The sequence below is a fragment of the Pseudorhodoplanes sp. genome, from assembly GCF_050250235.1.
In the GTDB taxonomy this organism is placed as follows: domain Bacteria; phylum Pseudomonadota; class Alphaproteobacteria; order Rhizobiales; family Xanthobacteraceae; genus Pseudorhodoplanes.
The window spans coordinates 87,922-112,857 of the sequence record NZ_JBFWPA010000004.1 but is presented as its reverse complement, the minus strand read 5'-3'; the positions used below and the strand labels follow the sequence as shown (position 1 = coordinate 112,857).

The following is a 24,936-nucleotide window of genomic DNA, read 5'->3' as shown; positions in this document are numbered from 1 at the left end:
ATTGCTCAGCGTCGATCTCCGGAAGCATATCGGCGACCTCGACTTGCACGTCACCTTCGACAGCGGCGGGCCGGTGACCGGATTGTTCGGCCCGTCCGGTGCCGGCAAGACCACGCTGGTGAGCATGATCGCGGGGCTGATCCGCCCGGATCGGGGGCGGCTGTCCCTGGGCGAAGAGACGCTGTTCGATTTTGACAGACGAATCGACGTCCCGGCGCATCGGCGGCGCATCGGCTATGTGTTTCAGGAAGGGCGCCTGTTTCCGCATATGACCGTCGCCGGGAATCTTGATTACGGGCGCTGGATGGCCGGGCTGGCGCACGACCCGCAGGAATTTGCAAGAATCATCGCGATGCTCGATATCGAGCCGCTGCTTCAGCGGCGTCCCGGCAAGCTGTCCGGTGGCGAGCGTCAGCGAGTCGCCATCGGCCGTGCATTGATGCTGAAACCGCGATTGCTGCTGCTCGACGAACCACTCGCTTCGCTCGATCCCGCCCGCAAGAGCGAGATCATGCCTTACCTGCTGCGGCTTCGCGACGAGGTCGGCATCCCGATGGTCTATGTCAGCCACTATGCCCGTGAGCTGAAGCGCATCGCCAATGTCGTGGTGCGGCTGGAAGCAGGGCGCGTCGTCGCTATGGGCGGTCCGGATATCCTGAGCAGAGCGGACGAGATCGCATTCACATGATACAATTTTGCGATGCATCCGCCCGCCCGCATCGTGTGCCTCACCGAAGAGACCGTTGAGACGCTGTATCTCCTCGGTGAGGAGCGTCGCATCGTCGGCGTGTCCGGCTATGCGGTACGCCCCGCACGGGTGCGCAGGGAGAAGCCGCGGGTCTCGGCGTTCATCAGCGCGGATGTACCGAAAATTCTCGCGCTCCAACCGGATCTGGTGCTGACATTCTCCGACTTGCAGGCGGACATCGTCGCGCAGCTGGTCCGGGCCGGGATCGAAGTGCATGCCTTCAACCAGCGCGACATTGCCGGCATATTCGCGATGATCCGCACCCTCGGCGCGCTTGTCGGCGCGCACGACAAGGCGGAGTCGCTGGCGGCGTCGCTGCAAGCGAAGCTGAGTGCCGCTCAGGCGCAAGCGGAAAAGCTGCCGCGAAAGCCCCGCGTCTATTTCGAGGAATGGGACGAGCCGATGATATCGGGCATCCGCTGGGTATCGGAGCTGGTCGAGATCGCGGGCGGCAGTGACGTGTTTGCCGAATTGTCGCGGATGAAGTCGGCGCGGGAGCGCATCGTCACGGCCGAAGCCGTGATCACAGCCGCACCTGACATCATTGTCGGATCGTGGTGCGGCAAGAAATTCGTGCCGGCCAGGGTCGCGGTGCGGCCGGGCTTCGACATCATTCCGGCGGTGAAGTCCGGCTGGCTGCGCGAAATCAAGTCGCCACTGATCCTGCAACCCGGTCCCGCCGCGCTCACCGACGGACTCGACGCGCTCGCAGCGATCGTGCGTGCCTGGTGCGCCGCTCAGCGCGCGGGCAGCCGTGCCATCTCCGCGGCCATGTAATCGAACGCTGCGACCAGCGCCGGCCCGCCGCACATGGTGTAGCGCGTCGGCAGCGCCACGCGCCGCTCCGGCGGATAGAGGTCGCGCAGCGCCGGATGCACGAGGAACATCGCGCCCTGATCGGTTGCGGCGTTCGGCGGATCCTTCAGAAAAACCAAATCGGGCTGCAGCACCAGAAATTTCTCTAGCGGAATGAACCCGCCATAGCCGGCGGGCGCGCCGGACGGCGGCTTGAGGCCGGCTTGCGCGAGCAAGGTCGCAGCCAGGCTGGCCGGCCCCTGGGTGTAGCCGCCGCGCTCAACCACCAGGGCGGTGCGCTCGCCTTTCGACGCGGTGGATGCGAGACGCAGGCGGGCGCGCTCAAGCTCCGCGATCAGCGTTTCGCCGCGTTCGGGGTGGCCGAGCAGAGCCGCCACCTCACGGATTTGCTTCCGCGCCGACTCAAGATCGCTGACAAAACCGGTCTCGACCACCCGCAGACCCTGCGAGGCCAGCATGCGCCGCGTCACCGAGCGATCGTTCGGCCCGATCAGGACCAGGTCGGGCTCCAGCAGAAGCGTCGATTCCGCCTGCCAGTCGGCCTTGCGGAACCCACGCGCCTTGTCGGCCACCACCGACAACGCCGGATCGGTCGCATAGGGCGACAACCCGGCGATCTGCTCCCGATCGGCGAGCGCAACCACGAGCTGATCGGCACACAGATTGAACGACACCACGCGGCGCGGCGGGTCGGCGGCCTGTGCGCCGGCCGCCCACAGGATCATGCACGCCGCCAGCCGCAGCACTGTTCCGGGAAGGCGTGTCATGCGACGATACGATTCCGGGGCCCCGCCATCCATGCAAGCGTTATCGAAATCCGTCTGGCGGCTCAATGCTGCACTTGCCGTGCTGGTGCTCGCCTTGACGATCGCCTCCCTGGCGGTCGGTCCGGCCGGCCTGTCCGCCCGCACGGCGCTGGAAGCATTATGGAGCGGCGACGGCGTCGCGGGCGTGATCGTGCGAGAAATCCGGCTGCCGCGGACGCTGCTCGCCGCGCTGATCGGAGCCACGCTGGGATTCTCCGGCGCCGCCCTGCAGGGCCTGTTCCGCAATCCGCTGGCCGAACCCGCCCTGTTCGGAGCGCCGCAAGCAGCAGCAGCAGCAGCATCCTTCGTGATCGCCTTCGGCTTCCTGCCGGCGACCTCGCTGTTCGTTCCGATAGCCGGCATTCTCGGCGCACTGGTCTCGGTCGGCGCGCTGGTGCTGATCGCAGGACCGCGCACCAGTCTGACCGTGATCCTGCTCGCCGGACTCGCGCTTGCGAGCTTTGCCGGCGCGATGACCGCCCTCGTGCTCAATCTCGCGCCCAATCCCTTCATCGCGCTGGAAGTCGCGTTCTGGCTGCTCGGCTCGCTGGAAGACCGCTCGCGCGATCATCTGATGATCGCCGCCCCCTTCATGATCGCGGGCTGGATCATGCTGCTCGCCAATGCGCGTGCGTTCCGCGCGCTCACACTGGGCGAGGATGCCGCGATGTCGCTTGGCGTCGACCTGCAGCGCACACGGTTCGCCGTGGTGCTCGGCACCGCCTTCGGGGTGGGTGCCGCGACGGCAGTGGCGGGCGCGATCGGCTTCGTCGGGCTGGTGGCGCCGCATCTGGTGCGCCGCCACGTCAACGCGGACCCGACCCGCATCATGGTGCCGGCCGCGCTCGCAGGCGCTGCATTGCTGCTCGCGGCCGATATCGCGGTGCGGGTCGTGCCCTCCGCGATCGAACTCAAGGTGGGCGTGGTGACGGCCCTGATCGGCGTGCCGTTCTTTCTTTACATGATCTTCAGCGAGCGCCGCTGGCTCGAGGGCGAACCGACATGACCGCGCCACTCCTTTCAGCGAGGGATATCTCGGTCCGGCTTGGCGGACGCACCATCGTCGACAATGCGAGCGTGACGCTGTCAGCGGGCGAGTTCGTGGCCCTGGTTGGCCCGAACGGCGCCGGCAAGACGACGCTTCTCAAGTCGCTGGCCGGGCTTGTTCCCACCTTCGGAACGGTTGAATTCGAAGGTCAGGCAACGGCCAGTTTCAAGCCGCGCGACCGCGCCCGTCACCTCGCCTACCTGCCGCAGGGCCACAGCTTCTCGTGGCCGCTGCCGGCGGCGGAGATCGTGGCGCTCGGTCGCTATCCGCATGCCGATCCGTTCTCGCCGGTGTCGGACAAGGACCGCGCCGCCGTGGCCCATGCGCTGGACGTCACCGGCACAAAAGACTTTGCCGATCGCATCGTCACCACCCTGTCCGGCGGCGAACGCGCGCGAGTGGCGCTGGCGCGGGTGCTGGCGACGCAGGCCAGGGTCGTGCTCGCGGACGAGCCGATCATGTCGCTCGATCCCCGCCATCAATTCGTGGTCATGGATGTGCTGCGGCACGCCGCACGCGCGGGTAATGCGGTGCTCGCGGTCATTCATGACCTGGCGCTGGCGTCACGCTATGCGACCCGCGTGCTGGTACTCGAAAGGGGCCGGATCGTCGCCGACGACGAGCCCGCGACCGCACTCAATGCGGAGCGCATCGCCGAAATCTTCGGAGTCGAAGTGGACATGATCCGGATCGGGGATGCACAGGTCCCGCTGGTGACGAAGCCGTTGTGACGCGCAAATTCGTGCGGATCTATCCGTAGTCCGCTCATTCCCGCGGAAGCGGAATCCCGCGTTCCTGGCTCTGGGTCCGCACCTTCGCGGGGACGAGCGGCCTCAATATGGTGCGCCCCGCCGCGCCTCTTCCTCGCGCAGCTTGTAGCGCTGCACCTTGCCCGTCGCCGTGCGCGGCAGATCGCTGCGCAGTTCGATCCAGCGCGGATATTTCCAGGTGCCGGCACGCGCCTTCACATGCTCTTTCAGAGCGTGCAGCAGGGCCTCGTCATTGGCGTGGCCGTTCTTCAGCACCACGAACGCCTTCGGCTTAATCAGACCGTCGGAATCCTCCTTCGGAATCACCGCGGCTTCCAGCACCGCCTCGTGCGAGGCCAAGGCCGCCTCGACATCGAAAGGCGACACCCACATGCCGGACACCTTGAACATGTCGTCGGTGCGTCCGCAGTAGAAATAATAGCCATCCGCGTCGCGGTAGAATTTGTCGCCGGTGAAAGTCCACTCCCCGGCGAAGGTGATGCGGCTCTTGCGCCGCTGGTTCCAGTAACCTTCCCCGGCCGACGGTCCGCGCACGATCAGTTCGCCGATCTCGCCGGGCGGAACCTCGGCGCCGGTCTCGTCGACGATTTTCAGCTCATAGCCCGGCACTGCCTTGCCGGTGGAACCGTAGCGCACGTCGCCCGGCCGGTTCGACAGAAAGGTCTGCAGCATTTCGGTCGAGCCGATGCCGTCCAGCACGTCGACGCCCGCAACTTCACGCCAGCGCTCCCCGAGATGCGCCGGCAACGCTTCACCCGCCGAAACGCAGAGCCGCAGCCGGTAGGAGCCGGCACCGGAGCCCATCGCGTCATGCGCCAGCATCGCTGCATAGAGAGAGGGCACCGCGTAGAAGATGGTGGGACGGTGCTGCCGCATCAGCGCGAACATCGCCTCCGGCGTCGGACGCTCCGGCCACAGGATGGAGGTCGCGCCGACCGCCATCGGAAATGTCATTGCATTGCCGAGACCGTAGGCGAAGAACAGTTTCGCCGCCGACAGCACGACATCGTCCGGCCCGATGCCGAGAATGCCTTGCCCCATGAGCATGGCCGTCGCCATCAGGCTCGAATGCACATGCTTGACGCCCTTCGGCTCGCCGGTCGAGCCGGATGTATAGAGCCAGAACGCGACTTCATCCGAGAGCGTCGGCGCGACGAATGCCGTTGCGCTCCCCATGCAGCACACCGACTCGAATGCGATCGCGTCGCGGCCCGCAAGCGCGGGTTGCGGATGACCGCCCGTGCCGGCGAGAATGACGGTGCGAACCTGTGCGGCGGCATGGAGCGCCTGCGTCAATTGTGGTGCCAGCGAAACATCCGCGATCACCGCACAGACCCGGCTGTCGGCGAGGATATAGGTATATTGCTCGGCGGCGAGCCAGGTGTTGAGCGGGATCACCACGATGCCGGCGCGGATCGCGCCAAAGAACGCCACCGGATAATCCACAATATCGGGCATCAGCAGCGCGACGCGGTCTTCCGGTCTCAGCCCTAGCGCCAGCAGGCCCGACGCGAAGCGGCAACTCCGTTCCTGCAATTCGCCATAGGTCAGCGCACGCCGCGGATCGATGAAAGCGGGCTTGTCCGCAAGCCCGCGCGCGACATTGGCATCGACGAAATCCGTGGCCGCGTTATACGGCCGCCGTTCCGAGAACACGTCTGACACTGGACGCTCCCTCTGCCGGTTTTTGGTTTCTTCTTGGGCCGCTTCGGGCCTGTATGCCGTTCGGCTTCGAACGGAGTTTCGTTTCGTTCGCTAGTGCAGCGCGTAAGCCTTCGCCTGAAGCGCCGCGAGCAAGTTCATCGAACCCTGCACCGCGAGCCGCTGGTGATAGAGCCGCAGCCCGTGCAGCCCGCCCAGTTCCTCGCCATTGCCGGCGCGCCCCGGACCGCCGTGATGGCATTGCGGCATCACGATGCCATGTCCCGTATGCGCATCGGCGATCGAGGGCTCGACCATGAGCAGGCGTCCATGCGAGGGGCCGAGCGCCGCGACGGCACGCGCGAAGAAGGCATGGTCGTCGCCATAGACCGAGGCGACCAGCGAGCCGCCGCCGCGGGTGATCAGCGCAAAGGCCTCGTCTTCCGACTGGTAAGGTACGATCGTCGCGGCCGGGCCGAACACTTCGGTGTCATGCACCGCATCGGCACCGGCGCCATCCGCAACCCGCATCAGCGTCGGCGCAACGAAGGCGGACTTCGTCGGATCGATACCGTCGATTGACGGCGCGGTCGCGCCGCCGGTCAGCACCTGCGCGTTGTTTGCGATCTTGCCGATGCCATCGAACGCCGCTGCCTGCTGCGCGCGCGTTACCAGCGGGCCCATGCGCACCGACTCGTCACGCGGGTCGCCGAGCGTGGTCTTCTTCAGCCGGGCGAGCAGCGCTTCGGCGACCACACCGGCGCGATCGGCCGGCGCGAACACGCGGCGGATGGCGGTACATTTCTGCCCGGCCTTCACCGTCATCTCGCGGCCGACCTCCTTGACGAAGGCATCGAATGCAGCATCGCTCGCGCCGGGCGCCAGCAAAGCGGCGTTGACGCTGTCGGCCTCGATGTTCACATGGACGCCCCGCGCCAGAATGTTCGGATGCTTCAGGATGCGAGCGGCGGTTTCGGAGGAGCCGGTAAACGCAATCACGTCTTCCGCAGTCACGCCATCGAGCAGATTGCCGGCGCCGCCGCACAACAGACCGATCGCGCCTTCCGGCAGTACCTTGGCGGCGATGACATCGCGCACCATGGCGTGCGTGAGCAGCGCGGTTGAGGAAGCGGGCTTGGCCAGTACCGGCACGCCCGCGAGCAGCGCGACCGCCGCCTTCTCCCACAGGCCCCAGCTCGGGAAATTGAAGGCGTTGATACACACCGCCACGCCGTGCCGCGGCGCCAGCAGATGGATCGCCTGGAAATTTTCCGCCTTGGCGAGCCGCACCGGCTTCTCGTCGAGCAGGAAGGTCGCGCCGCCGAGCGATCCGCCGAGCCGCGCATAGTATTTCAGGGTGCCGATGCCGCCGTCGATATCGATCGCGGCGTCGATTTTGGTGTTACCGGAATTGGCCACCGCAATCGCTTCATACTTGGCGCGGTTGGCGATCAGCACATCGGCCACCGCACCGATCAGCTTTGCGCGTTCCGCGAAAGACAGCGCGCGCAGAGCCGGGCCGCCATGCTTTCGCGCAGAATCGAGCGCGGCTTTCAGATCGAGTCCGCGCGCACTCGCGGTGGCAAGAACGGTGCCGTGCACAGGGTCGACCAGTTCGGTCTCGACACCCTCGCCGCGCCGCCATGCGCCATTCAGATAGCTTTCAAGTATTTCCGGCGCGTCGCTCATGGTCCCGGGCCTCCATCGAGTTCGCAGATGCATGATGCATCTGATGCGTCAGGGTGCCAGACCCCGCTGCGGGATTCGGCTGTCACAAAATTGGGCGCGAGGCGGGCAGCGTGTCGACGCGAACCGCCGTCCCGCTAGGGAATGAGCAGGATCTTGCCGAAATGCCGGTTGGCGCGCATATGCGCGTGGGCCTCCCGCGCCTCAGCGAGCGGAAAGGTGCGGTCGACCGGGACACGAATGTGGCCAGCCGCGACATCCTCCCACAGATCGTTCCGCATCCGGACCAGCACGTCGTGGACTTCCTCGATGCTTCGGGTCCGGAAGGTCACGCCGACATAGTCGATGCGCAGTCGCGCATGCGCATCGAAATCGAACGCCGCCGTCATTCCGGCGAGCCGTCCGATATTGACGATCCGGCCGCGGATCGCAGTGCAGCGCATGGTCTGGTTGACGGTCGGGCCCGACAGCATGTCGACGGTGAGATCGAGCCCCTTGCCGCGCGTGGCGTCCAGCAGTTGTTCCGGCCATGTGGCATCCGCGATATCGAGCGCGAGGTCCGCACCGAATTCGCGCAGCCGTGCGCGACGGCCGGCATCCGTCGAGGTCCCCGCCACGAAGCCGGCACCCAGAAGCCTGGCCATCTGCAGACCGATGATGCCGACCCCGGAACTCGCGCCCTGGATCAGCACGTACTCGCCCGCCGTGAGGCGGCCGGCGGTGACCAGCGCGTTATGCAGCGTGTTGAGCCCGACCGGCAGAGTCGCCGCCGCCTCGAAGCCCATGCCGTCGGGTATCTTCACGGCGCGGCGATAGTCGCACAGCGCAAACTCCGCATGACTGCCCGATGCATGACACATCACGCGGTCGCCTGTGCTGAAGCCGCGGACGTCACTGCCGACGGACAGCACTTCGCCGGCAAACTCGATGCCGATGGGCTTGCCGGCGCCCTTTCCCGGCTCTGCCCTGGCGGCGCCGAGATCGGCGCGATTCAATGCAGCAGCCCGGACCCTGACGAGGAGATCGGCGGGGCCCGGTTTCGGCTCCGGCACCTCCCGGACCACAAGCCCTTCCGGCGACGCGACGCCGGCCTTCATGCAGGCTCCGACGTGGCTCGCTCGCGGGATGCCGCGCGCGCCCCGTCCGGAATTCGTCTGGGCGCCGTGTTCAGCGCGTCGATGGCGAATCCTGCGGCAGCCTTGTAGCCCGCCATGAACCGCGCGCGCTCCTCCGCCGGAATGACGTCGTCGATGTTATCGAAGGTGCCGCCGCAGCGCTCGTCGACCAGGTTCAGCAGCCCGAACGGTCCGGCACCGCGATTGCGCAGGATGAGTTGCGAGATCGGCCCGCACAGCGCTTCATCGTAATGCGCAAGCGCATCCGGCGTGACACCATGTTCGACCATCGCGGCACCGAGCACGCGCGCGTCGACAATCGCCTGGCTCCCGCCATTGGAGCCGGTCGGATACATGGCGTGCGCGGCATCGCCCAGCAGCAGCACTGGCCCGTCCCGCCAGGTATCGACGGGATCGCGATCGATCATCGGATTTTCGAACACGCTGTCCGCATTCCGGATCAGCGCAGGCACGTCGAGCCAATCCCAGATCCAGTCCTCAAAATGGTGAACGAAATCTTCCGTGCCCACCTGCCGGAACCAGCCGAGCTCCTTCCAGCCGTCGCTGTTGTCCATGGTGACTTCCGCGATCCAGTTGATCAGCGCAAGTCCGGTCTGCGGGTCTGTGTGGGAGATCGGATAGAAGACCACACGCTGGCGATGCGTGCCGAGGCCGACGAAGGAGGAGCCGGTCCGGATCGGCTTTGCGAGCGTGGTGCCGCGCCACATCACGGCGCCGCCCCAATGGATCGGAGGCTGAGCCGGGTGCATCTGCGCCCGGATCGACGAGTGGATGCCGTCGCAACCGATGAGCAGCGCGCCGGTCTCCTCGAATGTCGAGCCGTCGGCGCGTTCACCAAGCAGGCTTACGCTGCCATCCGGATTCTTGCGGTAGCCGGTCGCCCGGCTGCCGGGCCTGACCGCCTGCGGACCGATCCGCTCCACCACCTTGTCATGCAGGAGAAGATGGAAATGGCCGCGGTGCACCGCATATTGCGGCCAGTGATAGCCGGCCTGCAGACCGCGCTTCTCGGAATACACGTCGTTGCCGTTGAGGCCGACCAGCGCCCATTCCAGTGCCGGCACGCCAACGCGGTCGAGTTCAGCCGGCGTGATGCCGAGATCGTAGAGTTCGCGCACGGCGTTCGGCTGCAGATTGATGCCGACGCCGAGAGGACGCAAATCGCGAACCGCCTCGAAGACGACACAGGGCACGCCGATCTGATGCAGGGTCAGGGCGGTCGCGAGCCCGCCGATGCCGCCGCCGGCAATTATCACACGATCATGGGTCACGCGCGGGTCCGATCTGCAGTCTGCTGGCTGGCTGGTCTCGATGCGAGACGCATCGAGACGGCGTGGGGCGGGATCAATCTGCCCTGAGATCAGCCGCGGGACAACGCCGTCAATAGGTAATCGTGATGCTGGTATTCCTCATGCCGTGACGGCCGACCAGCCCGAACAGCGCTCTGGCGTTCTGGGGGCTGAGCCGGATGCAGCCATGCGATGCCGGCCGCCCGAGCCTGCGAACCTCCGACGTCCCGTGGATCGCGTAGCCGTGATAGAAGAAGATCGAATGCGGCATCGGCGTCATGTTGTAACGCCTCGAATAATGCATCCGGTTCATCGATTGCGGCCGATAGGTGCCGGCGGGCGTTCCGTATCCCTGCTTGCCGGTCGAGATCGCCCAGGTGGCGTAATGGGAGCCGTCGACATTCACATTCATGCTTTGCCGGGACAGGCTGATCCGCACCTGTACGGACGCCGATGCCGCGCTGACGGCCGCGTCCCCGAGAAGCAGCAGCAAGCCGAAAACACCAATCCATACACGCATCGAACTGTCACCCCTGATTCGAGGCCCGGAGAAAGGCCGGCCGCAACATGAGGCTGAGCATAAGCGGTCGACCCGGCCGCCGAAAGCGACACGTGCGCGCATCGTGAACGCTGCCTTGCGGGACCGCCGGTTTCGGCCGCGGTGTCCTTCCTCAGAGCAGGGTGGCAGCGACCCCTGTCTCCGGCATGAACCATGACACGTGTCCGGGCGGGACACATGTCACCCATGTCTTGGGTACGGTCTGATACCGATGTGTCCGGGCTGGACCCCACGCGAGGATGGTGCCGGCGGAGGGATTTGAACCCCCGACCACCCGCTTACGAAGCGGATGCTCTACCACTGAGCTACGCCGGCTCACTGCAATGCGGTAAGGCGCCTCTGATAGCGGCCCGAACCCTACTTTTCAAGCTGCGGCCGAAACAGGCTAGAAAACGAACAGGCGCTTCCAGCCCGGCGAGGACGACGCGGAGTCCCGAAGCTGCTCGGGCTCGGGATCGGGGCCGGGATCGTCCGGCACATGCGCGATCGGAACGATGGATTCGGGAACCTCGCGCGCGCTGGCGACCACGCGCGGCGCAGTCGCAGGGGCCGCCGCAGGCGGCACCGCAGCGGGCTTGGCCTCGATCACCGGACGCGCCGGTTCTGCCGGCACGGCAGATTCCGCTGGCGCCGGCGCGGATGAAATCGCTGCAACAACCGGCGGCTTCCATTCGAAGGCGTCGATGCGGCCCGAGACCGGCGAGATCGGCAGCCACTGATCCGAGACATATCCGTCGGCGGTCCAGGCCGGATCGGGCGCGGCATGCACCGCGCGCGCGGTCCATTCCCGCGACCGCCCCTCATCGGCGAACTCGGCCTGTTCGAGATCGGCCATCAGCAGCGCCACCCGTTGCGAGGGCCGCGCGAGAAACGGCGTCATCGCCCGGCGCGCCTCGGCAAATTCTCGCGCATCGATCGCCGCGCGCGCCAGCGCCAGCGCACTTTCGACATGGTCGGGGGCGAGCGCGGCCAGCCTGCGCACGCGGGCGAGGCGGTCGCGCGCGGAATCGCCGAAGCGCAGATAGGCATAGGTCTCCGCGAGATCGGGATGCGGCGTGACTTCCCAGGCCCGCTCGATCATCCGGGTCGCCTTGCGCAGATCGCCGCCTTCGGCGAGGTAGCGCGACGCCAGTGCGACCGCCGGGACCAGGTCGGGCGCAAGCTTGACGGCCTCGATGACCAGCGCCTGCGACGTCGCGCGATCACTCTCCTCAAGCGCAAGGCTCTGTGCGGTCAACAGCACGGCGCGCTGTCGTCGATAGCTTCCGCGATCGAGCGCGCCGGACGCACGGTTTTTCTCCAGCATGTCGAGCGCGCCCGCCCAGTCGCCGCCGGCGCAGCGGATCTGCAAGACCGCGCTGCCGGCCCAGGGCAGCGAAGGCGCGATCTTCGCCGCCTCCTCGGCATAGGCGCGCGCGCTTGCGAGATCGTCACGGCGCTGGGCCTCGATGAACAGGCCGCGCAGACCGAGCAGCCTGGTCTGCTGATCGCCAGCCATCCGGCGGAAGGTCTTCTCCGCGCCGCCGCGATCACCGCCAAGCTGGGCAGCCTGCGCCGACAGCAGCAAGGCGAGCGGATCGCCCGGCGCGATCTTGCGCGCCTCGTCGGCATAGCGTTGGGCAGCGCGCGCATCGCCCGCCCCGACCGCGATCAGCCCGCGCATGATGGCGCGCTGGCCCCGCGAATCGCGCCGGTCTCGCAGCGCAGTGGCAACGCGAGCAGGCGACCGCCACAAGCCGCGCAGGATCGACCACACGAACAGACAGGCCGCAACCATCGCAAGGACGGCGGTCAACAGCACCATCAGCGAGGTTTCGATCCGCCAGCCAAGCCAGGTGACCGACACGTCGCCCGGGCGGTCGGCAAGCCACGTCACCGCAAGTGCGATCAGCCCGACAACGGCGAAAAACAGCGCAACCCGGATCATCGGTTCGGCATCCTCATGATCCGGGCTTGACGAGTGCGCCGAGCGCCGTCTGCGAGACACTGCGTGCCGCCGCAATCGCCGCCTGACGGGCCTGCGCCTTCCTGATCCAGGCTTCCGCCGGCGCGCGCGCATCCGGCGGAAGACTGGAGAGCTCGGCAATCGCGCCGCGGATATCTGCGCTGCCGGCACGGGTCTCGATCCGCGCCCTGATGCTCGCCGGATCGTCGCCGACCGCTTCGCCAGCGGGCCGGATGCGAACAATCTTCTCGGCATTGGCCTGCAGCTTTTCGAGGAAGCTGCCCGACTGCGACTCTTGCTTTCGCGCTGTCTTCCAGATGGCGGGCATCAAGCTCGCCAGTTCACGGCCAAGCGCCGCGGCGCTCGGCACGCCCGATGCGGCGAGCGGCTCGAGCGGCGCAAAAGCCGCCGCATCGCCTGACAGCGACTTCACTGCCGCAAGCTCCGCCGTATACGGCATGCCGTTGTCGACCGCGTCGCGCAGCGCAATGGCGGCGATGGCAAACCGGCCCTTCGCGTCGTCGGCGGACATGCGGCGCGCAAGCTCGGCCTGGCTGCTGCGCGCGGATTGCTCCAGCGCGGCGATCCGCGTTGTGAGCGCATCGAGATCGGCCCGCGCTTCGGGAGATGCGGTCTGCGCCTTCTGCGCGGCCTCGGCTGCGGACGCAGCACTCGATGCGCGGTCTCGTGCATCGCGCGCGAGCGCGGCGATATCATCGCTTCTTTTTTCACGCGACGCGGTCACGTCGGCAAAGGTCTTGACTGCGGCCTCGGCGGCGGCGATGCGCGCCAGCAATTGCTGATCGTTGGCGCGCGGCGCGCCAAGTTGTGCCTCCAGTTTGGCAAGGCGTGCCTGGAGTTGCGGGTCCTCCTTCGGCGCCGCGTTCAGCAACGATTCGAGCTTGTCGATGCGCGCCCGCAGCTGCGGGTCCTGTGTCGGGGGTGCTCCGATCTGCGTCTCCAGCCTGTCGAGGCGCGCCAGCAATTCCGGTGACGGGATCGCCGCGACCGGCGCGGGGACAGCGGCCGGCTGCGGCCTCGCGCCGCCTGACAGCCATTGCCCGGCACCCAGGCCGATTGCGAAGAACACGATGGCCGCGGCAGCGCCGATGCCGATCAGCGGCCAGGGCCAGTCCTTCGGTAATCTGTCATAGACCCCGCGCGCGGCGTGCCAAGGACGGCGGGAGGTGTCGCGCGGCGGCACATTGCCCGTGGCGGCTCCGTTATCAGGCGCCGCAGAGCCGGCAGCCTCGGGGCGCGCCGGAGGCGGGGACGAGGCCGCGGCCCCCGCCGGCTGTTCCGCCTTCCTTCCCGGTTCCGGTTTGATTTCGGTTGCCTTCAGGTCAATTGTGTTCGGCCGTTTCGCGCGGGATGCGGCCGCGGCGGCAGACTTTTTCGGGTCGTCTTTTTCATGTGCCATGGCGCGGTCTCCTCGGACGATGGGTGAGAACCGAACTCCTGAATGTCTCGATACTAGGGATGACGCATTGCGGCAACTTGACCCTTTGAGACCAGCGCCAGCATCGCCGCTTCGTCCGGACTTTGCGCGACACGAATGAATCCGGGGTTTATCGCTGACAGCGGTTCCGCCGCCCGCGCGGAGAGGCAGAAATGCGCCAGCCGCGCGGCAGCCGCTTCGGCTTGCGCGGCACGAACACAATCGATGAAAATGGCGGTGCTGCGCCGGGAATAATGCAGGACGCCGTCGAATTGTCCCGCCTTCAATGCAGCCACGATCGACGATTCGAAGTTGCGCGCAGCCCTGGCGCGATACACGACCACAATCTCAAGGCGCAATCCGTGTGGCGCCAGTTCCGCGGCCATGTCGCGGGCACGATCATCGCCGGCCAGATAGAGGAGCGGCGCAGACCTTCCGCGGAGCCGATCGCCGATCAGCCTTGCGAGATCACCGCCATCGCCGTTCGCGGAATACACATTGGCAAAGCCCGCGAGCCGGGCGGTGGCCGCGGTCTGCGAACCGACCGCAAAGCAATCGAGCGCAGCCAGCGCGGAGCGCGCTGGATGTTCGGCGATCGCGCGCGCGGCATTGCCACTTGTCATCAGCAGCGCTGCGAAGGGACCGGAACCGATTACGGCATCCCCGATATTTTCAATCTCGAGCACGGGCGCGAGCACCGGTTCATGCCCCATCGAACGCAGCGCGTCCGCGGTACGTTCCGCCTCGAATCGGGGGCGCGTCAGGAGAAGACGCATCATGCGCTCGCAAAGAAATCCGGTCCGCCCTTCGCCTTCAATTCGCGACCGGCATCATCACCGATCCGGACCGCATCGGTAGTCGCGCCTTCCCGTGTGGTTTCGAACACCTCGCTGCCGTCCGGTCGCAGGATCATGCCGCGAAATCGAAAGGTGCCGCCATCGACCGTGGCGAGGCCGGCAATCGGCGTCCGGCAGGAGCCATCGAGCGCAGCCAGAAACGCGCGCTCGACGTCGAGCGCGATCCCGGTGTCGCGATCGGCAATGGGCGCGAGCAGGTCACGCGTTCGCGTGTCGCTCTGGCGCGCCTCGATTCCGATCGCGCCCTGTCCGATCGCCGGTGGAAATTCATCGAGCGGCAGGATCGCGGTTGCCACCGCTTCCAGGCCAAGCCGCTTCAGGCCGGCCAGCGCAAGCAGGGTTGCATCGACCTCACCCGCATCCAGCTTGCGCAGCCGCGACTGAACGTTGCCGCGGAACACCTCCACGCGAAGATCCGGCCGCAATCGCTTGACCAGTGCCTGACGGCGCAGCGACGCACTTCCGACCGCGGCACCTTGCGGCAAATCGGAGATCGTCGTGGCCCTGGGGCTGATGAAGACGTCACGCACATCCTCGCGTTCCAGATACGCCACGAGCGCGAGTCCGTCAGGCAACGCCGTCGGCATGTCCTTGGAAGAATGCACCGCGATATCGATCTGGTCCGCGAGCAAGGCCTCTTCGATCTCCTTGGTGAACAGGCCTTTGCCGCCGGCTTCCGAGAGCGGCCGGTCGAGAATGCGGTCGCCACTGGTCTTGATGACATGAATGCCGATGTCGTCGGGCGCACAGCCGTGCGCCGAAGCCAGCCGGTCTCGTACGGTATGGGCCTGGGCCAGCGCCAGCGGAGAGCCGCGCGTGCCGATCCGCAACAGGTGCGCGGAAGAACCCGATTGCGTCATCAAACCTCGCAATGCTACCCCGGAATGCCGCCGGGGCCCTTTCGTGACGGCGCCATAGGGCCGCGTCCTGGTGCGGCGGATTTGACGTTCCTATCAGTTTGACCGCGAGTCCATCATAGCAACGTCAAATCCAAAGCCGCACTGGAATCAATTAGTTGCTGGCGTCCTTCGGTTCCGACGCTTGTAAGAGCTTCCGCTGCAAAAAGATACAAGCGTCGGAACCAGGACACTAGCAGGGAATGCAAGCCGATGATCGTACTGGGGATCGAAACGACCTGCGACGAGACCGCGGCCGCAATCGTCGAGCGCGATCACTCGGGCCATGGGCGAATCCTGTCGGACATCGTGCTGTCGCAGACCGACGAGCATGCTGCCTTCGGCGGCGTGGTGCCGGAAATTGCTGCGCGCGCTCACGTCGAGGTGCTGGACCTGCTGATCAGCCAGGCGATGGCCGAAGCGCAATGCGATTTCGCCTCGCTCGACGGGATCGCGGCGGCCGCGGGGCCCGGTCTGATCGGCGGCGTCATCGTGGGACTCACCACCGCCAAGGCAATCGCGCTGGTGCACTGCACCCCGCTGATCGCGGTCAATCACCTCGAGGCGCATGCGCTCACGGCGCGGCTGACCGACGGCGTCGACTTTCCCTATTGCCTGTTTCTCGCCTCGGGCGGCCATACCCAGCTTCTCGCCGTGCGCGGCGTCGGCGATTACGTCCTGCTCGGCAACACCATGGACGACGCGATCGGCGAAGCCTTCGACAAGACCGCGAAGCTGCTTGGCCTCGGCTATCCCGGCGGACCCGAAGTCGAGCGTCTCGCCTTGCGAGGCAATGCACACCGCTTCGCGTTGCCCCGGCCGATGCAGTACCGGCGCGAACCGGATTTCTCGCTGTCCGGGCTGAAGACCGCGCTGCGGCTGGAAGCGGAGCGGATTGCTCCACTCTCAGAGCAGGATATCGCTGACCTGTGCGCGTCGTTTCAGCAGGCCATCGTCGATACCATCCACGACCGTCTGCGCGCGGGCCTGCGCGTCTTCGCCGAACGGCACGGCGTGCCGAATGCGCTGGTCGCCGCGGGCGGCGTCGCCGCCAACCAAAGCATCCGGCAAATCCTGAAGCGGCTGGCGGATGATGCGCGCATCCCGTTGATCGTGCCGCCCCCCGATCTATGCACCGACAACGGCGCGATGATTGCCTGGGCCGGTGCCGAGCGGCTCGCGGCCGGCCTGACTGATACGCTCGATGTCGCCCCCCGCGCGCGCTGGCCGCTGGAAGAGGTGACGCATGCGGCGTCGCGAGACTGACCATGGGATATCAGCGGCTGTCGATCATCGGTGCGGGAAGCTGGGGCCTGGCTCTGGCGGGCGCCGCGCAGCGGGCCGGACGCGATGTGACCGTATGGACGCGCAGCCGCCAGGCCGCTGAGACTCTTCTGCAAACGCGGCAGAGTCCGCGGTTGCCCGGCGCTCGCATCGACGACCGCATCGCAATCACCTCGGCGCTGGAAGAGGCCGCGCGCTGCGATGCATTGCTGCTTGTCGTGCCGGCGCAGGCTCTGCGCGAGGTCGCCGTTGCGCTTGCTCCGCTGATCACCAACGGAATGCCGGTCGTCGCCTGTGCCAAGGGCATCGAGCGCGGTACACGCAAATTCATGACCGAGGTGATCGCGCAAGCCGCGCCCAATGCAGCGCCGGGTGTCCTTTCAGGGCCGAGCTTTGCTTCCGATGTCGTGCGCGGATTGCCGACCGCGGTCACGCTTGCTGCCGCGGAGGAGAAGGTGGCCGCGGACCTGTCGCGTGCACTCGGGTCCTCGACATTCCGGCCCTATCATTCGACCGATCTGCGCGGCGTCGAGATCGGCGGCGCCGCGAAGAATGTACTCGCAATCGCCGCTGGCGTGGTGTCGGGCCGCGGACTGGGCGCCAGCGCCGCGGCGGCCCTGACCACGCGCGGCTTTGCCGAACTGATGCGGTTCGGACGCGCCCTCGGCGCGCGTCCGGAAACGCTGACCGGCCTGTCCGGACTTGGCGATCTGATCCTGAGTTGCTCGACGCCGCAATCGCGCAACTTCTCGCTTGGACTGGCGCTCGGCCAGGGCCTCTCGCCGCTCGAGGCCCTGGATACCAGGAAGCTCGCCGAGGGCGTCTACACGGCCTCGGTCCTCAGCGAAATCGCGCGCGACGCAGAGGTCGAGATGCCGATCGTGGACGCCGTCGCCGACGTGGTCGAGGGCAAGGCGAGCGTGGATGACGCCATTGGACGCCTGCTGGCGCGTCCGGTTCGTTCGGAGGTTTGAGATGCAATACTGGCTCGTCAAAAGCGAACCGGATTCCTGGTCCTGGGACCAGCAGGTCAAGTCCGGCAAGAAGGGCGAGGCGTGGACCGGGGTCCGCAACCACACCGCAAAACAGAATCTCGAGAAGATGAAGAAGGGTGACCTCGCCTTCTTCTATCACTCCAATGTCGGCAAGGAAATCGTCGGTATCGTCGAGGTGGTGCGCGAGGCCTATCCCGATCCGAGCGCCAGGGCCGGCGAGCCGTGGGTGGTCGTCGACTTCGCCGCGCGCGAGCCTTTGAAGACACCGGTAACGCTCGATGCGATCAAGAAGGACGGCAAGCTGAAGGAGATGGCGCTGGTCAAATATTCGCGCCTCTCCGTGCAGCCGGTGACGGCCGCGGAATGGAAGCTGGTCTGCAAGACGGGCGGGATCTGATCTGGTATCGCGGCTCGCCCCAGATTAATGCCGCAGCGCCAGAACGGCCTCTAACGAAAGTGGCAGATGGGAAGCCCTTGTCGCTGCGGGAACGCATGTCGCATAATTGCGACAAATCAAGACAGGCGCTCGGGGAAGCCGATTTAACCTGCAGCGTTGCCGGGAGGAATTCATGTCGGACAAGATCTATGAGGTTGCGCCTGATTGGCAGAAGCGGGCGTTCATCGATCACGCCAAGTACAAGGCGATGTATGCGGCGTCGGTCGCCGACCCGAACACATTCTGGGGCGAGCAGGGCAAGCGCGTCGACTGGATCAAGCCCTATACCAAGGTCAAGAACACTTCCTACGACCCGCATAATGTCTCGATCAAATGGTTCGAGGATGGCACGCTCAACCTCGCCTATAACTGCATCGACCGCCACCTTGCCAAGCGCGGCGACCAGGTTGCGATCATCTGGGAAGGCGACGACCCGAAAGATTCGAAGACCGTCACCTACAGGCAACTGCATGAAGAGGTCTGCAAATTCGCCAATGTCCTGAAGGCGCAGGGCGTCAAGAAAGGCGACCGTGTCACCATCTATCTGCCGATGATCGTGGAGGCCGCTTACGCCATGCTCGCCTGCGCGCGCATCGGCGCCGTGCATTCGATTATCTTCGCAGGCTTCTCGCCCGATTCGATTGCGGGCCGCATCGAAGACTGCAAGTCCACCGTCATCATCACCGCGGATGAAGGTTTGCGCGGCGGCCGCAAGATTCCGTTGAAGAACAATATCGACGCGGCCTGCGACAAGGCCGGCGGCGTGACCTCGGTGATCGTGGTGAAGCGCACCGGCGCACCCGTCAACATGAAGACCGGCCGCGACGTCTATTACGATGAGGCGGCGAAGGGCGTGCTGGCGGATTGCCCCTGCGAGGAGATGAATGCGGAGGACCCGCTGTTCATCCTCTACACCTCGGGCTCGACCGGAAAACCGAAGGGCGTGCTGCACACCACCGGCGGCTATGCCGTCTACACCTCGATGACGCATCAATATGTGTTCGATTATCACGAGGGGGATATCTACTGGTGCACCGCCGACGTCGGCTGGGTGACCGGGCACAGCTACATCGTCTATGGCCCGCTGCAGAACGGCGCGATCACGCTGATGTTCGAGGGCGTGCCGAATTACCCGACCAATTCACGGTTCTGGGAGGTCATCGACAAGCACAAGGTCAACATCTTCTACACCGCGCCGACCGCGATCCGCGCGCTGATGCAGGCCGGTGACGATCCGGTGAAGAAAACCTCGCGCGCATCGCTGCGACTGCTCGGTTCGGTCGGCGAGCCGATCAATCCGGAAGCATGGGAATGGTATTACCGCGTGGTCGGCGACAGCCGCTGCCCGATCGTCGATACCTGGTGGCAGACCGAGACCGGCGGCATTCTCATCACGCCGCTGCCGGGCGCCATCGCGCAGAAGCCGGGATCTGCGACGCTGCCGTTCTTCGGCGTGCAGCCGGAAATCGTCGACGCCGAGGGCAAGGTGCTGACCGGCGCCACCACCGGCAATCTCTGCATCGCCGATTCGTGGCCCGGGCAGATGCGCACGGTCTATGGCGACCACCAGCGCTTCGTCGACACCTACTTCAAGACCTATCCGGGCAAATATTTCACCGGCGACGGCTGCCGGCGCGACGAGGACGGCTATTACTGGATCACCGGTCGGGTGGACGACGTGATCAACGTGTCGGGACACCGCATGGGCACCGCGGAAGTGGAATCGGCATTGGTCGCGCATCCGAAGGTTTCGGAGGCGGCCGTGGTCGGCTATCCGCATCACATCAAGGGGCAGGGCATCTATGCCTATGTCACCCTGATGGCAGGCGAGCAGCCGACCGACGACCTCAAGAAGGAACTGGTCGGCTGGGTCCGCAAGGAGATCGGCGCCATTGCCGCACCGGACCTGCTGCAATTCGCCCCCGGACTGCCCAAGACCCGCTCCGGCAAGATCATGCGCCGCATCCTGCGCAAGATCGCCGAGGACGATTTCTCCAATCTCGGGGATACGACCACCCTGGCCGACCCCGCCGTGGTCGACGACCTCGTCACCAACCGGCAGAACCGCGCAGGGGTTTGACCGGGGTTACGGCACGCGCCGGAACTGCGCCGTGCCACCGCCGTCCGGAAGCGGCAGCGACAGCCTGTCGCCGCTCATGCTTGAGCGCTCGAGCTGCGCCAGCGCGGCGGACAGGTCGAACGGCAGGGTTGGCGCGCCGGGCGCGCATCCCCGCTGCCCTTTCTGTACCCGCCCGAGCTGGTTCATATTGCCGCCAAAGCGGTTGCAGCCGTCGAAGCCGATGATGGTCGGTCCCGTGATCTGGAAATAGACCTCGCCCAAGGCGGACGGCACGGGTTGCCCGTTGATGGTTTCCAGGACCCAGCGGCCGCGCAGGTTGGCCATTTCCATGGGTTGAGCACTCGCGGCGGCCGCGCAGGCGAAGAAGCCGAGCAGCGCAAAGACCTGTCTGCGAATCATGACGCACCGCCGTTCACGCCGGCAAGTAAGGGCACTTGTCGGGATATACAACCTGAGATAGTATTTTATTATCACTACAATCAACGAGCGGGTGCCGCAATGAATATGGTCAAGATGGCTCAAGGGTCTCTTGGAAGTCTGGCAATGATCTGCCTGCTCTCGGACCCGGCATTCTCGAACGAAAACGTTGTCGGCCGGCCGGGGGCCGGTGCCGCCGCAATCACCGCGCAGGATGCCGCCGGCGCCCAGGTGATGACGCAGCGGATGCTCACCAATCCGGCGCAGCTGAGCGAAAAGATCCGGGCGGTGATGAATCTCAGGGTGCCGCCGCCGGGGGTCGGGAGGCTTGCGCTGCCGGCAGAGCCGCTGAATGGCCAGAGCCATCCGTTTACCACCAAGAATGCGAGCGCCGAAGGCGGCATCGGCCCGGTGGATCAGTTTCCCTGGCGGGCCACCGGGAAGATGTTCATGCGCTTCGGTCCGTCCACGTTCGTCTGCACCGGGTCGGTGATCGGCAGGAACCTGCTCGTGACCGCGGCGCATTGCGTGCACAATTACGGCGGCCGGGAGAAGGGCTTTGCCGACGCCGTTACCTTCGAGCCGGCGCGCCATGGCGATGGTCCGGGCTCCCGGCCGTTCGGCACCTGGACCGCAAAGGAATGGTGGATCCCGAAAGCCTATTTCGAAGGAGCCGACATCTGCTCGGTCAATGCCCCCGGCATCGTCTGTGAAAACGACATCGCCGTCGTCGTCCTGGAAAAAAGCGGCGATCGCTTCGTCGCGGACCGCACCGGCAAATTGGGCTTCAGGTCCGACGAATACGGCTATGGAAGCTTCTTCGGCAACAGGGCCGGGCAGATTACGCAGCTCGGCTATCCGTCGGACCGCTATGACGGCTTCCGGATGATCCGGACGGATTCGCTCGGCTATCACGATGCCCCGAACAATGTGATCATCGGCTCGGCACAGACCGGAGGATCGAGCGGCGGTCCGTGGATCATGAATTTCGGGATCAAGACCTCGTATCAGGGCGTGGCGCCGCTGGACGACGACGACAACCAGGTGGTTGCGACCACGAGCTGGGGCTACAATGACAACCGCTTCATGGTCCAGGGCGGGTCGCGGTTCGGCAAGAACTTCACCTATACGGTCAAGTCCAACATCCAGTCGCTGGTGGACACGGCCTGCGCCGCCAATCCCGGCTTCTGCTAGTCTTCTCCGGTCCGGGTTCCGGACAGCGCCGGCGGCGGGCAAGCCCGCTGCCGGGCCGTTTCGGACCGGGCGTTGCCGGATTTCAACACTGTTTAGATTGTTGCGCCGACGCACTTTTTCCCACGCCCCGATTGGTCTAATTTGCGGCCCAAATTGGGCGGAATGCCGCCCAGAGCGCAAACGGGAACTCGGAATCATGCGTCTGGCATTGGCATTTTCGCTCGCTGTTTCGGTCGTTGCCTCGTCCTTCGTGGCCACAAACCCGGCGGAAGCCCGGCAAACCGTGAATTTCCGCGAGGATTATTCGCCCGGAACCGTGGTGATCAAACACAGCCAGCGCCGGCTTTATTTCGTCGTCGGCGGCGGCAAGGCGATCGCCTATCCGGTCGGCGTCGGGCGCGCCGGCAAGTCCTGGTTCGGCACCCGCTACATCGACGGCAAGCGCATCAAGCCGGCCTGGGCGCCGCCGCGCGAGGTCAAGCGCGACAATCCGCGTCTGCCGAACGTCATCCCGGGCGGCGTACCGTCCAACCCGATGGGTGCGGCGGCCTTGACGCTGTCCGGCGGCGAATATGCCATTCACGGCACCAACGTGCCGGGCTCGGTCGGCGGCTTCGTGTCCTACGGCTGCATCCGCATGTACAATTCCGATATTCTCGACCTGTACAATCGCGTCGGCTTCGGCACGCGCGTGGTCGTGACGCGATAACTCCAGGCTCCGCTCATGCCCGCGAAAGCGGGAATCCGGAATTTCTTTACTCTGGGTCCCCGCCCTCGCGGGGACGAGCGGCCAGATTCTCGTTCGCTCCTCACTTCCCCGCCTCGTCCAATATCTCCGTCAGTTCGTCCGGCAGATCGAGCATGATGTCGTGCCCGCAGGGCAGCGCATGCGCGTCCCAGCCATTCGCCTTGGCCGCTTCGTAGAAGCGCTTGAACGGCGACTCGCGCGGCAGCACCGCGCCATGGACATAGACGCGCTTCTTCACACCGCGATACGCGCCGGTCAGCTTCACCTTCTCGATCATGGTGCCGATCGGCTGCGGCGCCGCGAGTTCGTCGACACGGGCGGCATCGCCGTCGTTGACGCCGAAATACGCCTTGGCCGGCGGCGGGGGAATCAGCAGGCCGCCATTGTCCCCGGCGCGCGTCAGAAACATCTGGGTGTTGGCCGGGATGTTGAGATCGAACAGCGACTGCCCGTCCTCCGGCACGAACGCGTCGAGATAGACCAGCGCGGCGATCTTCTCCGCGATCCTGTCCGCAACCTGGGTGATCACCATGCCGCCATAGGAATGGCCGAGCAGCACCACGCCGGACAGGTCCTCGTAGCGGATGACGTTGAGGACGTCGGTGACATGCGTGCTGAGATTGATCGCGCCGGAGAGCAGATGCGAGCGCTCGCCGGCGCCGGTCAGGGTCGGCGCGAATACGGAGTGGCCGCGCTTGCGCAGCAGCGAAGCGACGCGGGCGAATTTCCAGCCGCCGCCCCAGGCGCCGTGAACGAGGACGTAGGTGGTCATGGTGCGGGCGCTTCCTTTCTGATTTTTCGACGTTGCCGCCTTCTTATCTCTTCCCGACACGGTCGGTCTTCACCCTCCCCCTTGTGGGGAGGGTCGATCATCCGAGCATCGCGAGGATGATCGGGGTGGGGTCTTTCATCACGTTTGCGGCGGGTCGCCCTGAGGCAGCAGTCACCCCACCCCACCCCGCTCGCGATCGCTCGCGACCCTCCCCACAAGGGGGAGGGTGAAGAGTCAGTGTACTTGGAGAGAAACGGCAAAGCTCCGCCGTCCCTGATTTTTTAGCCGGCGCGGGCGCGCCCGTATTCCATCTCGCATTCCAGCCCTGAGAAAATCCCAAGGGCGCGCGGAACGCCGGGCTTTCAGCCAAGCCCATGGCCCCATGCGCGAGTGTGAAAGCGCATGAGCAATCGTCACCACGGACCGCCGATTGCGTCGGCGTTCCGCGCGCGGTGTGTGAAGGTCTGCTCCATCGTCCCCGGTGGACGTTCCTCCACCGAAACGTCGGGTGGCTAACCCGCCGGGACGCGGCTTGAACCTGCCGCTGCACGACGCACGTCCTGCGCCTTGCAACCGCCACCGCATCCCGCCCCGCGTCTCATGACGCTGATCAGACGCCCCTTGGACGGGACGGGATAGGCAAAAGTAGATCATGGCAAGATGGCGGAAATATGATTATATTCCTTTTTCAGATCAGATTGTAACGTATGGCGTTATGCGTTATAATCCTTGAATGATCGTCGGTTTTGGCGACGGCGAGACGGAAAAGATCTGGGCCGGCGAACGCAGCCGCAGATTGCCACCCGATATTCAGTCCCCGGCCCTTCGCAAGCTCCGTCTCATCAACGCCGCAAGAAGGGTCGACGATTTGCGCGTTCCTCCCGGCAACCGGCTCGAACGATTGCACGGAGACCGCGCCGGACAATGGAGCATCCGCATCAACGACCAGTGGCGGATCGTCTTCCGATGGAATGAAGGAGGCGCCGAAGATGTCTCGATCATCGACTATCACTGACCGGTTGCCCAATCCGCGTCCCGGCGAAATCCTGATGGAAGAATTCCTGCGGCCGATGGAATTGTCGCAGACCGCGCTGGCGCGCGCGATTGCGGTCCCGCCGCGACGCATCAACGAAATCGTGCTCGGAAAGCGCGCCATCACCGCCGACACGGACCTGCGGCTTGCGCGGTATTTCGGCGTCAGCGACGGCTTCTTCCTGCAATTGCAGACCGACTACGACCTGATGGAGCGGCGGCGCGAACTCGGGCCCAAACTCAAGGCGATCAAGCCGAGGCAGGCGGCGTAGAAGCGTAGCCCGCGTGTGCAAAGCGATATGCGGGGCGGGTGGTCCCGGATTTCGCTTCGCTCCATCCGGGC

General features: G+C 65.7%; 24 protein-coding genes and 1 tRNA gene. 12 read left to right on the top strand and 13 right to left on the bottom strand.

Features of this window, described 5'->3' with window-relative positions:
- Position 1 precedes the first annotated feature (1 nt).
- Positions 2-688, top strand: coding sequence for a molybdenum ABC transporter ATP-binding protein (modC, locus tag AB7F49_RS03620; RefSeq protein ID WP_428520407.1), 687 nt, complete (start codon positions 2-4; stop codon positions 686-688).
- 12 nt (positions 689-700) lie between these two features.
- On the top strand, positions 701-1,525 hold the full coding sequence (locus AB7F49_RS03615) for a cobalamin-binding protein (RefSeq protein ID WP_428520406.1): 825 nt from the start codon (positions 701-703) through the stop codon (positions 1,523-1,525).
- On the opposite strand, the gene AB7F49_RS03610 is transcribed toward AB7F49_RS03615, so the two are convergent.
- Positions 1,486-2,331 (bottom strand): ABC transporter substrate-binding protein, encoded by an 846-nt coding sequence (locus AB7F49_RS03610; RefSeq protein WP_428520404.1) that lies wholly within the window; start codon positions 2,329-2,331, stop codon positions 1,486-1,488. The genes AB7F49_RS03615 and AB7F49_RS03610 overlap by 40 nt on opposite strands.
- Positions 2,332-2,362: 31 nt before the next feature.
- Here AB7F49_RS03610 and AB7F49_RS03605 point away from each other — a divergent pair, with 31 nt between their 5' ends.
- Complete coding sequence (locus AB7F49_RS03605) at positions 2,363-3,376, top strand: FecCD family ABC transporter permease (protein ID WP_428520473.1); 1,014 nt, start codon at positions 2,363-2,365, stop codon at positions 3,374-3,376.
- On the top strand, positions 3,373-4,149 hold the full coding sequence (locus tag AB7F49_RS03600) for an ABC transporter ATP-binding protein (RefSeq protein ID WP_428520402.1): 777 nt from the start codon (positions 3,373-3,375) through the stop codon (positions 4,147-4,149). Before AB7F49_RS03605 ends, AB7F49_RS03600 begins: the two co-directional genes overlap by 4 nt.
- Before the next feature lie 102 nt (positions 4,150-4,251).
- Here the strand turns inward: AB7F49_RS03600 and AB7F49_RS03595 are convergent, their stop codons facing one another.
- From AB7F49_RS03595 to hemC, 10 genes are all read right to left on the bottom strand, one after another.
- Positions 4,252-5,853, bottom strand: a complete 1,602-nt coding sequence (locus AB7F49_RS03595; RefSeq protein WP_428520400.1) for a benzoate-CoA ligase family protein — start codon at positions 5,851-5,853, stop codon at positions 4,252-4,254.
- Positions 5,854-5,943: 90 nt separating this feature from the next.
- Entirely contained in the window at positions 5,944-7,518 is a 1,575-nt protein-coding gene (locus AB7F49_RS03590) for a 3,4-dehydroadipyl-CoA semialdehyde dehydrogenase (RefSeq protein ID WP_428520398.1), read from the bottom strand.
- 134 nt (positions 7,519-7,652) lie between these two features.
- On the bottom strand, positions 7,653-8,612 hold the full coding sequence (locus AB7F49_RS03585; RefSeq protein WP_428520396.1) for a quinone oxidoreductase family protein: 960 nt from the start codon (positions 8,610-8,612) through the stop codon (positions 7,653-7,655).
- Positions 8,609-9,922, bottom strand: a complete 1,314-nt coding sequence (locus AB7F49_RS03580; RefSeq protein ID WP_428520394.1) for a flavin-dependent oxidoreductase — start codon at positions 9,920-9,922, stop codon at positions 8,609-8,611. Before AB7F49_RS03580 ends, AB7F49_RS03585 begins: the two co-directional genes overlap by 4 nt.
- A 109-nt stretch (positions 9,923-10,031) precedes the next feature.
- Positions 10,032-10,460 (bottom strand): L,D-transpeptidase, encoded by a 429-nt coding sequence (locus AB7F49_RS03575; RefSeq protein WP_428520392.1) that lies wholly within the window; start codon positions 10,458-10,460, stop codon positions 10,032-10,034.
- Positions 10,461-10,739: 279 nt separating this feature from the next.
- A tRNA-Thr gene (locus AB7F49_RS03570) sits at positions 10,740-10,814 on the bottom strand.
- A gap of 70 nt (positions 10,815-10,884) precedes the next feature.
- Positions 10,885-12,426 carry a heme biosynthesis protein HemY gene (locus AB7F49_RS03565; RefSeq protein ID WP_428520390.1) on the bottom strand — a complete coding sequence of 514 codons (1,542 nt, stop codon included), beginning with the start codon at positions 12,424-12,426 and terminating at the stop codon, positions 10,885-10,887.
- Positions 12,427-12,439: 13 nt separating this feature from the next.
- Positions 12,440-13,864 (bottom strand): COG4223 family protein, encoded by a 1,425-nt coding sequence (locus AB7F49_RS03560; protein WP_428520388.1) that lies wholly within the window; start codon positions 13,862-13,864, stop codon positions 12,440-12,442.
- A gap of 53 nt (positions 13,865-13,917) precedes the next feature.
- Positions 13,918-14,661: a uroporphyrinogen-III synthase gene (locus tag AB7F49_RS03555; RefSeq protein WP_428520386.1), complete on the bottom strand. Its 744-nt coding sequence runs from the start codon at positions 14,659-14,661 to the stop codon at positions 13,918-13,920.
- Positions 14,658-15,599, bottom strand: a complete 942-nt coding sequence (gene hemC / locus AB7F49_RS03550; RefSeq protein WP_428520384.1) for a hydroxymethylbilane synthase — start codon at positions 15,597-15,599, stop codon at positions 14,658-14,660. The genes AB7F49_RS03555 and hemC overlap by 4 nt, the downstream gene beginning before the upstream one ends.
- 249 nt (positions 15,600-15,848) lie before the next feature.
- On the opposite strand from hemC, the gene tsaD reads away from it, so the two are divergent.
- The 4 genes from tsaD (at position 15,849) to acs (ending at position 20,430) form a co-directional block, all read left to right on the top strand.
- Positions 15,849-16,901, top strand: coding sequence for a tRNA (adenosine(37)-N6)-threonylcarbamoyltransferase complex transferase subunit TsaD (gene tsaD / locus AB7F49_RS03545; protein WP_428520382.1), 1,053 nt, complete (start codon positions 15,849-15,851; stop codon positions 16,899-16,901).
- A gap of 2 nt (positions 16,902-16,903) precedes the next feature.
- Positions 16,904-17,893, top strand: a complete 990-nt coding sequence (locus tag AB7F49_RS03540) for an NAD(P)H-dependent glycerol-3-phosphate dehydrogenase (RefSeq protein ID WP_428520380.1) — start codon at positions 16,904-16,906, stop codon at positions 17,891-17,893.
- Between the two features lies 1 nt (position 17,894).
- The gene (locus AB7F49_RS03535) at positions 17,895-18,311 is read left to right on the top strand and encodes an EVE domain-containing protein (protein WP_428520378.1); all 417 of its coding nucleotides are present in this window, start codon (positions 17,895-17,897) and stop codon (positions 18,309-18,311) included.
- Positions 18,312-18,483: 172 nt separating this feature from the next.
- Positions 18,484-20,430: an acetate--CoA ligase gene (gene acs / locus AB7F49_RS03530; protein ID WP_428520376.1), complete on the top strand. Its 1,947-nt coding sequence runs from the start codon at positions 18,484-18,486 to the stop codon at positions 20,428-20,430.
- A gap of 6 nt (positions 20,431-20,436) precedes the next feature.
- Here the strand turns inward: acs and AB7F49_RS03525 are convergent, their stop codons facing one another.
- A complete protein-coding gene (locus tag AB7F49_RS03525) occupies positions 20,437-20,952 on the bottom strand; it encodes an META domain-containing protein (protein ID WP_428520374.1) in 516 nt (171 codons plus the stop codon).
- 21 nt (positions 20,953-20,973) lie between these two features.
- Between AB7F49_RS03525 and AB7F49_RS03520 the strand changes: the two genes are divergently transcribed.
- Positions 20,974-22,041 carry a trypsin-like serine peptidase gene (locus AB7F49_RS03520; RefSeq protein WP_428520372.1) on the top strand — a complete coding sequence of 356 codons (1,068 nt, stop codon included), beginning with the start codon at positions 20,974-20,976 and terminating at the stop codon, positions 22,039-22,041.
- 196 nt (positions 22,042-22,237) lie between these two features.
- Positions 22,238-22,750 carry a L,D-transpeptidase gene (locus AB7F49_RS03515; RefSeq protein ID WP_428520370.1) on the top strand — a complete coding sequence of 171 codons (513 nt, stop codon included), beginning with the start codon at positions 22,238-22,240 and terminating at the stop codon, positions 22,748-22,750.
- Between the two features lie 100 nt (positions 22,751-22,850).
- On the opposite strand, the gene AB7F49_RS03510 is transcribed toward AB7F49_RS03515, so the two are convergent.
- Positions 22,851-23,561: an alpha/beta fold hydrolase gene (locus AB7F49_RS03510; RefSeq protein WP_428520368.1), complete on the bottom strand. Its 711-nt coding sequence runs from the start codon at positions 23,559-23,561 to the stop codon at positions 22,851-22,853.
- Between the two features lie 733 nt (positions 23,562-24,294).
- On the opposite strand from AB7F49_RS03510, the gene AB7F49_RS03505 reads away from it, so the two are divergent.
- The gene (locus tag AB7F49_RS03505; protein WP_428520366.1) at positions 24,295-24,576 is read left to right on the top strand and encodes a type II toxin-antitoxin system RelE/ParE family toxin; all 282 of its coding nucleotides are present in this window, start codon (positions 24,295-24,297) and stop codon (positions 24,574-24,576) included.
- Complete coding sequence (locus AB7F49_RS03500; RefSeq protein WP_428520364.1) at positions 24,551-24,865, top strand: HigA family addiction module antitoxin; 315 nt, start codon at positions 24,551-24,553, stop codon at positions 24,863-24,865. The genes AB7F49_RS03505 and AB7F49_RS03500 overlap by 26 nt, the downstream gene beginning before the upstream one ends.
- Positions 24,866-24,936: the final 71 nt, after the last annotated feature.

Bases quoted from the DNA above. Each gene is read 5' to 3' on its own strand.
- AB7F49_RS03615 (WP_428520406.1), top strand. From the start codon at position 701: ATGCATCCGCCCGCCCGCATCGTGTGCCTCACCGAAGAGACCGTTGAG.
- AB7F49_RS03610 (WP_428520404.1), bottom strand. From the start codon at position 2,331: ATGACACGCCTTCCCGGAACAGTGCTGCGGCTGGCGGCGTGCATGATC.
- AB7F49_RS03605 (WP_428520473.1), top strand. From the start codon at position 2,363: ATGCAAGCGTTATCGAAATCCGTCTGGCGGCTCAATGCTGCACTTGCC.
- AB7F49_RS03600 (WP_428520402.1), top strand. From the start codon at position 3,373: ATGACCGCGCCACTCCTTTCAGCGAGGGATATCTCGGTCCGGCTTGGC.
- AB7F49_RS03590 (WP_428520398.1), bottom strand. From the start codon at position 7,518: ATGAGCGACGCGCCGGAAATACTTGAAAGCTATCTGAATGGCGCATGG.
- AB7F49_RS03585 (WP_428520396.1), bottom strand. From the start codon at position 8,612: ATGAAGGCCGGCGTCGCGTCGCCGGAAGGGCTTGTGGTCCGGGAGGTG.
- AB7F49_RS03575 (WP_428520392.1), bottom strand. From the start codon at position 10,460: ATGCGTGTATGGATTGGTGTTTTCGGCTTGCTGCTGCTTCTCGGGGAC.
- AB7F49_RS03565 (WP_428520390.1), bottom strand. From the start codon at position 12,426: ATGATCCGGGTTGCGCTGTTTTTCGCCGTTGTCGGGCTGATCGCACTT.
- AB7F49_RS03560 (WP_428520388.1), bottom strand. From the start codon at position 13,864: ATGGCACATGAAAAAGACGACCCGAAAAAGTCTGCCGCCGCGGCCGCA.
- AB7F49_RS03555 (WP_428520386.1), bottom strand. From the start codon at position 14,661: ATGATGCGTCTTCTCCTGACGCGCCCCCGATTCGAGGCGGAACGTACC.
- hemC (WP_428520384.1), bottom strand. From the start codon at position 15,599: ATGACGCAATCGGGTTCTTCCGCGCACCTGTTGCGGATCGGCACGCGC.
- tsaD (WP_428520382.1), top strand. From the start codon at position 15,849: ATGATCGTACTGGGGATCGAAACGACCTGCGACGAGACCGCGGCCGCA.
- AB7F49_RS03540 (WP_428520380.1), top strand. From the start codon at position 16,904: ATGGGATATCAGCGGCTGTCGATCATCGGTGCGGGAAGCTGGGGCCTG.
- AB7F49_RS03535 (WP_428520378.1), top strand. From the start codon at position 17,895: ATGCAATACTGGCTCGTCAAAAGCGAACCGGATTCCTGGTCCTGGGAC.
- acs (WP_428520376.1), top strand. From the start codon at position 18,484: ATGTCGGACAAGATCTATGAGGTTGCGCCTGATTGGCAGAAGCGGGCG.
- AB7F49_RS03520 (WP_428520372.1), top strand. From the start codon at position 20,974: ATGATCTGCCTGCTCTCGGACCCGGCATTCTCGAACGAAAACGTTGTC.
- AB7F49_RS03515 (WP_428520370.1), top strand. From the start codon at position 22,238: ATGCGTCTGGCATTGGCATTTTCGCTCGCTGTTTCGGTCGTTGCCTCG.
- AB7F49_RS03510 (WP_428520368.1), bottom strand. From the start codon at position 23,561: ATGACCACCTACGTCCTCGTTCACGGCGCCTGGGGCGGCGGCTGGAAA.
- AB7F49_RS03505 (WP_428520366.1), top strand. From the start codon at position 24,295: ATGATCGTCGGTTTTGGCGACGGCGAGACGGAAAAGATCTGGGCCGGC.
- AB7F49_RS03500 (WP_428520364.1), top strand. From the start codon at position 24,551: ATGTCTCGATCATCGACTATCACTGACCGGTTGCCCAATCCGCGTCCC.